The sequence below is a fragment of the Kitasatospora sp. NPDC058965 genome (assembly GCF_042741245.1).
GTDB lineage: Bacteria > Actinomycetota > Actinomycetes > Streptomycetales > Streptomycetaceae > Kitasatospora.
Window position 1 is genome coordinate 19,233 of the sequence record NZ_JBHYKG010000086.1, and the last position, 9,154, is coordinate 28,386.

A 9,154-nucleotide genomic window follows, 5' to 3' on the forward strand; every position below is an offset into this window, starting at 1 on the left:
CGGCGACCCTCTAACCTTGACCCCGTGCTGCTGCTCGCGTTCGACACCGCTACCCCCGCCGTCACCGCCGCCGTCCACGACGGGACGGCCGTGCTGGCCGAGACCTACCAGGTCGACGCCCGCCGGCACGGCGAACTGCTGCTGCCCGCGATCGGCCGGGTGCTGGCCGAGGCCGGGGTGGCCAAGGAGCAACTGACCGCGCTCGCGGTCGGCGTCGGCCCGGGGCCGTACACCGGCCTGCGGGTCGGCCTGGTGACCGCCGCCGCGCTCGGCCACGCGCTCGGCCTGCCGGTGCACGGGGTCTGCACGCTGGACGCGATCGCCCACGGGGCCCGCGCCGAGGGGCTGACCGGTCCGTTCACCGCCGCCACCGACGCGCGCCGCAAGGAGGTCTACTGGGCCGACTACGACGCCGAGGGCCGGCGCACCGCCGGACCGGCGGTGGACCGCCCGGGCGACCTGACCGCGCGTCAGACCTCGGTCGGCGCGGGTGCGCTGCTCTACCCCGACACCTTCCCCGGCGCGCACGGTCCGGAGCACCTGTCGGCCGGCGCGCTGGCCGACTTCGCCGTCACCGAGCTGGCGGCCGGCCGCGAGCTGCTGCCCAACCGCCCGCTCTACCTGCGCCGCCCCGACGCCCAGGTGCCGGCCGGCTACAAGCCGGTGCTGCCGGCGTGAAGGCCGCGCTGCGCCCGATGCGCTGGTGGGACATCGAGCCGGTGATGGAGCTGGAGCAGAAGCTCTTCCCCGAGGACGCCTGGTCCCGCGGCATGTACTGGTCCGAGCTGGCCGACACGCACGCGCACGGCACCCGGCACTACACCGTGGCCACCACCGGGGACGGCGCGATCGCCGGCTACGCCGGGCTGATGGCGGTCGGCGCGGAGAGCGACGTGCAGACCATCGCGGTGGCCGAGCAGTGGCAGGGCCGCGGGCTGGGCGCGGTGCTGCTGACCGACCTGATCCAGGAGTCCCGGCGGCGCGGCTGCACCGAGCTGCTGCTGGAGGTGCGGGTGGACAACTTCCGCGCCCAGCGCCTGTACGAGCGGTACGGCTTCGCCCCGGTCGGCATCCGGCGCGGCTACTACCAGCCCGCCGGCGTCGACGCGCTGGTGATGCGACTGGACCACTCCACGACGAACAACACCGAGGAAGACCATGGCTGACGAACCGCTCGTCCTGGGCATCGAGACCTCCTGCGACGAGACCGGCGTCGGCATCGTGCGCGGCACCACCCTGCTGGCCGACGCGGTGGCCTCCAGCGTCAACGACCACGCCCGGTTCGGCGGGGTGGTCCCCGAGATCGCCAGCCGGGCCCACCTGGAGGCGATGGTCCCCACCATCCAGCGCGCCCTGGACACGGCCGGGATCAGCGCGCGCGACCTGGACGGCATCGCGGTCACCGCGGGCCCGGGCCTGGCCGGCGCGCTGCTGGTCGGGGTGAGCGCGGCCAAGGCCTACGCCTGGGCGCTGGACAAGCCGCTGTACGGGGTCAACCACCTCGCCTCGCACATCTGCGTGGACCAGCTGGAGCACGGCCGGCTGCCCGAGCCGACGATGGCGCTGCTGGTCTCCGGCGGCCACTCCTCGCTGCTGCTCACCACCGACATCACCACCGACGTGCGCCCGCTCGGCGCCACCATCGACGACGCGGCCGGCGAGGCCTTCGACAAGGTGGCCCGGGTGCTCGGCCTGGGCTTCCCGGGCGGCCCGATCGTGGACCGCACCGCCCGCGAGGGCGACCGCAAGGCGATCCGCTTCCCGCGGGGCCTGAGCGGTCCCAAGGACCCCGAGTTCGACTTCTCCTTCTCCGGCCTGAAGACCTCGGTGGCCCGGTGGGTGGAGGCCAAGCGGCGGGCCGGCGAGGAGGTGCCGGTGGCGGACGTGGCGGCCTCCTTCCAGGAGGCGGTCACCGACGTGCTGACCCGCAAGGCGATCAAGGCCTGTCAGCAGCACGGCGTGGACCACCTGATGATCGGTGGCGGGGTGGCGGCCAACTCGCGGCTGCGCGCGATGGCCGAGCAGCGCTGCGAGCGGGCCGGGATCCGGCTGCGGGTGCCGCGCCCGGGCCTGTGCACGGACAACGGCGCGATGGTGGCCGCGCTGGGCGCCGAGATGGTCTGGCGGGACCGGGCGCCGTCGGCGCTGGACCTGTCGGCCGACTCCTCGCTGCCGGTGACCGAGGTCTCGGTGCCGGGCCACCAGCACGGCGACGTGCACGGCGAGGCGTACCGGGCGCTGGAGTCGTGACCGAAGCGCTGATGTGGGAGGCCCGGGCCGCGGCCGGGCGCGGCGCCGAGCTGCTCGCCTGGGCGCGCGCGCACGGCCTGCCGGCGCTGGCCGGGGCCGACCGGGCCGAGCTGTTCAGTGCGCCCGGCGACCGGGTGCTGCTGATCGGCTGGTGGTCCGCCGAACCGGTGCCGGTGCCGGACCCGCCGGCCGGGCTGCTGGCCCGGCCGGTCCACCGCTGGGCCTTCCACAGCGAGTCGGTAGTCTCTTGCAGGTCCGCTTAACTGACAGCACCGGGGAGCCGCACGCCGTGAAGACGACCACCAGGAACCGCACGGCGACCACCGCGGCGGGTGCGCTCGCGGTGCTGCTGGCGGTGAGCGGCTGCTCCGGCAGCGCGGGCTCCTCGACCGCCGGCCAGCCCCCCGTGCCGCCCACCGCGGCGAGCGACGCCCCGGCGGGCGGCGGCGCGTCGGCACCGGCCTCGCCGGGTGCGGCGGGCGGTGCCGCCGACCCGGCGGCCTGGGCGAAGTGGAACCTGAAGCCGCTGCCGGCCGCGCCCGCGGCGCCGGCCGACAAGCCGGTCAAGCTGACCAAGACCGGTACGGTGCCGGTGATCGACCACATCCAGACCACGGACAAGGTCGTCTTCATCACGATCGACGACGGGGCCGAGAAGGACCCCAAGTTCGTCCAGATGCTGACCGACCTCAAGATCCCGATCACCATGTTCCTGACCAAGGACATCATCAAGAACGACTACGGCTACTTCAAGCCGCTGCAGGCGCTGGGCAATTCGATCCAGAACCACACCGTCACCCACCCGGTGATGAGCAAGCTGACCGGGGACAAGCAGAAGAGCGAGATCTGCGAGGACCAGTCGACGCTCACCCAGGAGTACGGCACCGCCCCCTTCCTGTTCCGCCCGCCGTTCGGCGACGGGGCCCACACGCCGACGCTGAACCAGTCGGTCCAGCAGTGCGGCCCGCGGGCGATCGTGCTGTGGAAGGAGACGATGCAGATCCACGACATGCAGTACCAGGGGGCCAAGACCCTCCAGCCGGGCGACATCATCCTGGCCCACTTCCGCGGCCCGAGTGAGCTCAAGGGCGAGACCATGACCCAGATGTTCGGCGAACTGGTCAGCCGGATCCAGGAACAGGGTTTCGCGGTCGCCCGGCTGGACGACTACATCCAGGCCCCTGGCTGACCGTCAGTAGTCGATGATCTGCAGGTTGCCGGTGCTCCCGGCGGTCCCGCCCAGGTACGCGGTGTGGCCGTCGGGGCCGAGCGCCAGGCCGGTCAGGCTGTCCTGGTCGGTGGCGATGGTCTGGCGGGTCAGCGCGGCGCCGGTGGTGGTGTTGTAGACCAGCACCTCGCCGCCGTTGTTGAGGTCGTTGTCGGCGATGTAGAGCTTGGTGCCGTCGGCGCTGACCCGCGGGGCGCGCAGGTCGGAGGCGGGCAGCGCGAGGTTCTTGGTCACCGTGTCGGTGCCCGGGTCGATCACCGCGCCCTTGCCGTTGACGGTGCCGTTGACCGCGAACAGCTTGCTGCCGTTCGGGGCGAAGGCCAGCTGGTAGTAGTTCGCGGTCTCGGTGCCCGGGACCGTGCCGACCACGGTCGGCACCGCGGTCGCGGTGCTCAGGTGGACCACGCCGGCCACGGTGCCGGCGTACAGGTCGTGGCCGCCCGGGCGCACCGCCAGGGCGCCCAGTTCGGTGGCGGCCAGCTGCACCGCACCGGTGAAGGTCCGGCTGCCGGTGTCGAAGGTCAGCACCCGGCCCTGGCCGTACTGGCGGTAGGTCTCCGGGCCGTCCTGGGCGAGGTACAGCGTCGAGCCGTCGGTGCTGAGCGCCAGGCCCTCGGTGCCGCCCGGGGTCCAGCCGGTGGGCCGCGGCTGGTCCGGCAGGGCGTAGCTGCCGAGCAGGGCCGGCGCGGCGGTGTCGACCACGCTGAGCGTGTGGCCGTGCAGCGCGTACAGCCGGGAGCCGTCGGCGCTGAGGGCCAGGTAGGTGATCCAGCTGTCGGTGCCCAGGTCGACCCGGCCGACCACCGCGTCCGTGCCGGTGTCCACCACCGACAGCGCCACCCCGCCGCCGCTCTGCTGGGCCACCGCGTAGGCCCGGGTGCCGTCCGGGCTGACGGCGGTCGCCACCGAGCCGGAGCCGACCGCGACCACGCCCTCGGTGCCGGTGGCCGGCGTCGAGGCCGCGGCCCCGCCCGCGGCCAGGCCCAGCAGGGCCGCGGCCGCCACCGCCGCGGCGGTCCAACGGGTCTTGTTCACAAGAGACTTCACGATATCCCCCAAGGTCAGAAGTCGAAGATCTGCAGGCCGGAGCCGTTGTCGTCCAGGCCGGTCGCGTACATGGTCGCGCCGTCCGGGCCGATGGCCAGCCCGGAGAAGGTGGAGAGGTCGAAGCCGCGGACGTCCTCCGCCGCCACCTCGGTCCCGGTGGCGGTGTCGAATGCGAGCACCGCGGGGTCGTCGGCCGGGTAGGCGTCGGTCACGTACAGCCGGGTGCCGTCGGCGGAGACCACCGGGGTGCCGAGCTGGGCGTAGCCGGTGGTCAGGGCCAGCCGGGCGGTCACGGTGTCGTGGGCCGGGTCGATCCGCAGGGCGGAGCCGTCCGCGACGTCGTTGACGGCGTACAGCGCGGTGCCGTCGGGCGTCAGTGCCAGGCCGTCCATGTGCGCGCTGTCCGGGACGGTGCCGACCACGGCGGGCAGTGCGCCGCCGGTGTCCAGGTGGACGACGCCGACCTCGGTGGAGACGTAGGCGCTGCGGCCGCCCGGCCGGACGACGACGGAGAGCGCCCGGCCGCCGGGCAGCACCGTGCTGCCGGTGACGGTCCGGTGGACGGTGTCGACGGCCCACAGGCGGCCCTGGGTGGGCGCGGAGGTGCCCGGGGCCGGGCCGTCCTGCGCGACGTAGACCGTCGAGCCGTTGACCGCCAGGGCGCCGATCACGCCCGGGCCCCAGCCGGTCGGGCGCGGCTCGTCCGGCAGGGTCACGGTGCCGAGCACCCGGTGCTCGACCGCGTCGATCACGGACAGGGTCTGCCCGTTGACCACGTAGAGCCGGCTGCCGTCCGCGCTGAGCGCCGGGCGCTGGCGGCTGCCGTAGCTCTGGCCCAGGTCGACGGTGGCGACCGTCCGGTCGGTGACGGTGTTCACCACGTGCACCCGCAGGTGCAGGTCGGTGTCCTCGGCGACCGCGTAGGCGCGGCTGCCGTCCGGACCGAGCAGTGGGCCGCCGGGCGGCAGGCCCGTGCTGCCGAGCTCCACCAGGCCCTCGGTGCCGGACACCGGCGCGGCCTGCGCGACACCCCCCGAACCACCTAACAGCGCCCCCGCGGTGGCCAGGGCAACTGCCCAACGGCCCACCGTGCCAATCGAGTTCATATTCCCCTCCCCGATGGGCGCCGTCGAGCACGGCGCCCCGGGCAGGTTAGTGCACGATGGTGACCGCACGGGCGCTAATCGCGCACTGGTTGCCCGAGCATCATCAGCGGGCCGTGCTCGGTTCGGCTCAGAATCACCGTCAGGCTGTTCGGCCCGCTCGGCTTGAGCTGGCGGCGCAGCTCCTCGGGGGTGATCGCCATCCCGCGCTTCTTGATCACCACGGTGCCCACCGCGCGCTCGCGCAGCAGCGCCTTGAGCCGCTTGACCTGGTAGGGCAGCACGTCGGTGAGCTCGTAGGCGTGCGCGTACGGGGTGCGCACCAGGGTGTCCGAGGTGACGTAGGCGATCATCGGGTCGATCAGCGTGCCGCCGACCCGTTCGGCCACCTCGGCCACCATGTGGGCCCGGATCACCGCGCCGTCCGGCTCGTAGAGGTAGCGGCGCACCGGGCCGGCCGGCGGGTCGGGCAGCCGGCCGCCGGCCAGGCTGTGCGGGCCGGGCAGCAGGGTGGCCCGGTGCGGTTCGGCGGCCCCGGTGCCGAACCACAGCACCGCCTCCTTCACCTCGCCGTGGTCGGAGACCCATTCCGCCTCGGCGTCCGCGGGCACCGCGTCGTGCGCGATCCCCGGGGCCACCTTGAGCGCGCCGAGCCGGGTGCGCCGGCCCGCCTCGACCGCCCAGGACAGCGGCGGCGAGTAGGCGTCGGGGTCGAACACCCGGCCGCGGTCGGTGCGCCGGGCGGGATCGGTGAAGACGGCGTCGAAGCCGTCGAGTTCGAGCTCGGTGACGTCGGCCCGGCGCACCTCGATCAGGTCGGACAGGCCGAGCGCCGCGGCGTTGGCCCGGGCCACCGCGCAGGTGAACGGGTCGCGGTCGACCGCGAGCACCTCGATGCCGCGCCGGGCCAGGGCGATCGCGTCGCCGCCGATGCCGCAGCACAGGTCGGCCAGCCGGGTGGTGCCGAGCTCGGCGAACCGCCCGGCCCGCCACTCGGCCACGCTGCGCCGGGTGGACTGCTCGACCCCGTGCGGCGTGAAGTACATCCGCCGGGCGTCCGGGCCGAACTTCGCCTCGGCCCGCCGCCGCAGCTGCTCCTGGGCGATCGCGGCCGAGACCAGCTCGGCCGGGTGGTGCCGACGCAGCCGGGTGGCCACGGCCAGTTCGTCGCCGGGGGCCAGGCCGGTCAGTTCGGCCAGCAGCGCCTGGCCGCGCTCGGCCAGCAGTTCATCGAACGTCTCCACCCGCACATTCTCCCGGTAGCGGAGATCGTTGGGCGCGCCGTTGGCACTCTGGTTGACTGAGTGCTAACCGCGGCCTAAGGTCGTTCCTGGCACTCCCCCCAGGGGGAGTGCTAACGCGACGGAACGGGCCTGACCCCCGCGACGGCAGGCCGGTCACGTCGCCCACCTACCTGTTAGACAACCCCGTAATCTCCGAAGGGGAGCTCGGACGTGACCACCAGCAGCAAGGTTGCCATCAAGCCGCTTGAGGACCGCATCGTGGTCCAGCCGCTCGACGCCGAGACCACCACGGCCTCCGGCCTGGTTATCCCGGACACCGCCAAGGAGAAGCCCCAGGAGGGCGTCGTCCTGGCCGTCGGCCCGGGCCGCTTCGAGGATGGCCAGCGCCTGCCGCTCGACGTCGCCGTCGGCGACGTCGTCCTGTACTCGAAGTACGGCGGCACCGAGGTCAAGTACCAGGGCGAGGAGTACCTGGTCCTCTCGGCCCGCGACGTGCTCGCGATCATCGAGAAGTAAGCGTTCCGGCGGACCTGGCGGTCCGTCGTCCGCCCGCCCCGGATCCCGTCTTCGACAGGGGCCCGGGGCGCGGCTGTTGGTTCACGTAGCGCAGTTATCCCAAGGAAACGGACATCATGGCGAAGATCCTGCAGTTCGACGAGGACGCCCGCCGCTCGCTCGAGCGCGGTGTCAACAAGCTGGCCGACACCGTGAAGGTGACCATCGGCCCCAAGGGCCGCAACGTCGTCATCGACAAGAAGTTCGGCGCCCCGACCATCACCAACGACGGTGTCACCATCGCCCGCGAGGTCGAGCTGGACGACCCGTACGAGAACCTCGGCGCCCAGCTGGTCAAGGAGGTGGCCACCAAGACCAACGACGTCGCGGGTGACGGCACCACCACCGCCACCGTGCTGGCCCAGGCCCTGGTGAACGAGGGCCTGCGCAACGTCGCCGCCGGCGCCGGCCCGGCCGCCCTGAAGAAGGGCATCGACAAGGCCGTCGCCGCCGTCGCCGAGCACCTGCTCTCGGTCGCCCGCGAGATCGAGGGCAAGGACGACGTCGCCGCCGTCGCCGCCCTCTCCGCCCAGGACCCGCAGGTCGGCGAGCTGATCGCCGAGGCGATCGACAAGGTCGGCAAGGACGGCGTGATCACCGTCGAGGAGTCGAACACCTTCGGCGTGGAGCTGGACTTCACCGAGGGCATGCAGTTCGACAAGGGCTACCTGTCGCCCTACTTCGTCACCGACGCGGAGCGTCAGGAGGCGGTCCTGGAGGACCCGTACATCCTGATCAACCAGTCGAAGATCTCCTCGATCCAGGAGCTGCTGCCGCTGCTGGAGAAGATCCTGCAGGCCGGCGCCTCCAAGCCGCTGCTGATCATCGCCGAGGACGTGGACGGCGAGGCGCTCTCCACCCTGGTGGTCAACAAGATCCGCGGCACCTTCAACGCGGTGGCCGTCAAGGCCCCCGGCTTCGGCGACCGCCGCAAGGCGATCCTGGGCGACCTGGCCGTCCTCACCGGCGGCACCGTGGTCTCCGAGGAGGTCGGCCTCAAGCTCGACCAGGTCGGCCTGGAGGTGCTCGGCACCGCCCGCCGGGTGACCATCACCAAGGACGAGACCACCGTGGTGGACGGCGGCGGCGACACCGAGGCCGTGGCCGGCCGGGTCGGCCAGATCAAGGCCGAGATCGCCAACACCGACTCGGACTGGGACCGCGAGAAGCTGCAGGAGCGCCTGGCCAAGCTGGCCGGCGGCGTCTGCGTGATCAAGGTCGGCGCTGCCACCGAGGTCGAGCTCAAGGAGCGCAAGCACCGCCTGGAGGACGCCATCTCGGCGACCCGCGCGGCGGTCGAGGAGGGCATCGTCGCCGGCGGCGGCGCCTCCCTGGTGCACGCCCAGAAGGTGCTGGACGGCGGCCTGGGCCTGACGGGCGACGAGGCGACCGGTGTCGCGGTGGTCCGCAAGGCGCTGGCCGAGCCGCTGCGCTGGATCGCCCAGAACGCCGGCCTGGAGGGCTACGTCATCACCCACAAGGTGGCGGAGCTGGAGCAGGGCCACGGCTACAACGCGGCCACCGGCGAGTACGGCGACCTGCTGAAGGCCGGCGTCATCGACCCGGTCAAGGTCACCCGCTCGGCGCTGGAGAACGCCGCGTCGATCGCCTCCCTGCTGCTCACCACCGAGACCCTGGTGGTGGAGAAGAAGGAGGAGGAGCCGGAGGCCGGCCACTCGCACGGCGGCCACGGCCACTCGCACTGACGCACCGCACGGTCCCGACGC

At 73.1% G+C, this 9,154-nt stretch carries 10 protein-coding genes; 7 read left to right on the forward strand and 3 right to left on the reverse strand.

The window, feature by feature from the left end; genetic code table 11:
• Nucleotides 1–24: 24 nt before the first annotated feature.
• The 5 genes from tsaB to ACFW1A_RS16835 are packed head-to-tail and all read left to right on the forward strand — an operon-like array spanning nucleotide 25 to nucleotide 3,439.
• Entirely contained in the window at nucleotides 25–678 is a 654-nt protein-coding gene (gene tsaB, locus ACFW1A_RS16815; protein WP_380409696.1) for a tRNA (adenosine(37)-N6)-threonylcarbamoyltransferase complex dimerization subunit type 1 TsaB, read from the forward strand.
• A gap of 17 nt (nucleotides 679–695) precedes the next feature.
• Nucleotides 696–1,166, forward strand: coding sequence for a ribosomal protein S18-alanine N-acetyltransferase (rimI, locus tag ACFW1A_RS16820; RefSeq protein WP_380409713.1), 471 nt, complete (start codon nucleotides 696–698; stop codon nucleotides 1,164–1,166).
• Nucleotides 1,159–2,250, forward strand: a complete 1,092-nt coding sequence (tsaD, locus tag ACFW1A_RS16825) for a tRNA (adenosine(37)-N6)-threonylcarbamoyltransferase complex transferase subunit TsaD (protein ID WP_380409698.1) — start codon at nucleotides 1,159–1,161, stop codon at nucleotides 2,248–2,250. Before rimI ends, tsaD begins: the two co-directional genes overlap by 8 nt.
• Nucleotides 2,247–2,513, forward strand: coding sequence for a hypothetical protein (locus ACFW1A_RS16830; protein WP_380409701.1), 267 nt, complete (start codon nucleotides 2,247–2,249; stop codon nucleotides 2,511–2,513). The genes tsaD and ACFW1A_RS16830 overlap by 4 nt, the downstream gene beginning before the upstream one ends.
• A 26-nt stretch (nucleotides 2,514–2,539) precedes the next feature.
• The gene (locus ACFW1A_RS16835) at nucleotides 2,540–3,439 is read left to right on the forward strand and encodes a polysaccharide deacetylase family protein (RefSeq protein WP_380409703.1); all 900 of its coding nucleotides are present in this window, start codon (nucleotides 2,540–2,542) and stop codon (nucleotides 3,437–3,439) included.
• Nucleotides 3,440–3,442: 3 nt separating this feature from the next.
• Here ACFW1A_RS16835 and ACFW1A_RS16840 read toward each other — a convergent pair whose 3' ends face one another.
• The 3 genes from ACFW1A_RS16840 to ACFW1A_RS16850 form a co-directional block, all read right to left on the reverse strand.
• Nucleotides 3,443–4,513 (reverse strand): WD40 repeat domain-containing protein, encoded by a 1,071-nt coding sequence (locus ACFW1A_RS16840; protein ID WP_380409705.1) that lies wholly within the window; start codon nucleotides 4,511–4,513, stop codon nucleotides 3,443–3,445.
• Nucleotides 4,514–4,539: 26 nt separating this feature from the next.
• Nucleotides 4,540–5,631 carry a YncE family protein gene (locus tag ACFW1A_RS16845; RefSeq protein ID WP_380409706.1) on the reverse strand — a complete coding sequence of 364 codons (1,092 nt, stop codon included), beginning with the start codon at nucleotides 5,629–5,631 and terminating at the stop codon, nucleotides 4,540–4,542.
• Nucleotides 5,632–5,705: 74 nt separating this feature from the next.
• Nucleotides 5,706–6,878: a methyltransferase domain-containing protein gene (locus ACFW1A_RS16850; protein ID WP_380409708.1), complete on the reverse strand. Its 1,173-nt coding sequence runs from the start codon at nucleotides 6,876–6,878 to the stop codon at nucleotides 5,706–5,708.
• A 204-nt stretch (nucleotides 6,879–7,082) separates the two neighbouring features.
• Here ACFW1A_RS16850 and groES point away from each other — a divergent pair, with 204 nt between their 5' ends.
• Nucleotides 7,083–7,388, forward strand: coding sequence for a co-chaperone GroES (gene groES / locus ACFW1A_RS16855; protein WP_110670585.1), 306 nt, complete (start codon nucleotides 7,083–7,085; stop codon nucleotides 7,386–7,388).
• 116 nt (nucleotides 7,389–7,504) lie between these two features.
• Nucleotides 7,505–9,133 carry a chaperonin GroEL gene (gene groL, locus ACFW1A_RS16860; RefSeq protein ID WP_380409711.1) on the forward strand — a complete coding sequence of 543 codons (1,629 nt, stop codon included), beginning with the start codon at nucleotides 7,505–7,507 and terminating at the stop codon, nucleotides 9,131–9,133.
• Nucleotides 9,134–9,154: the final 21 nt, after the last annotated feature.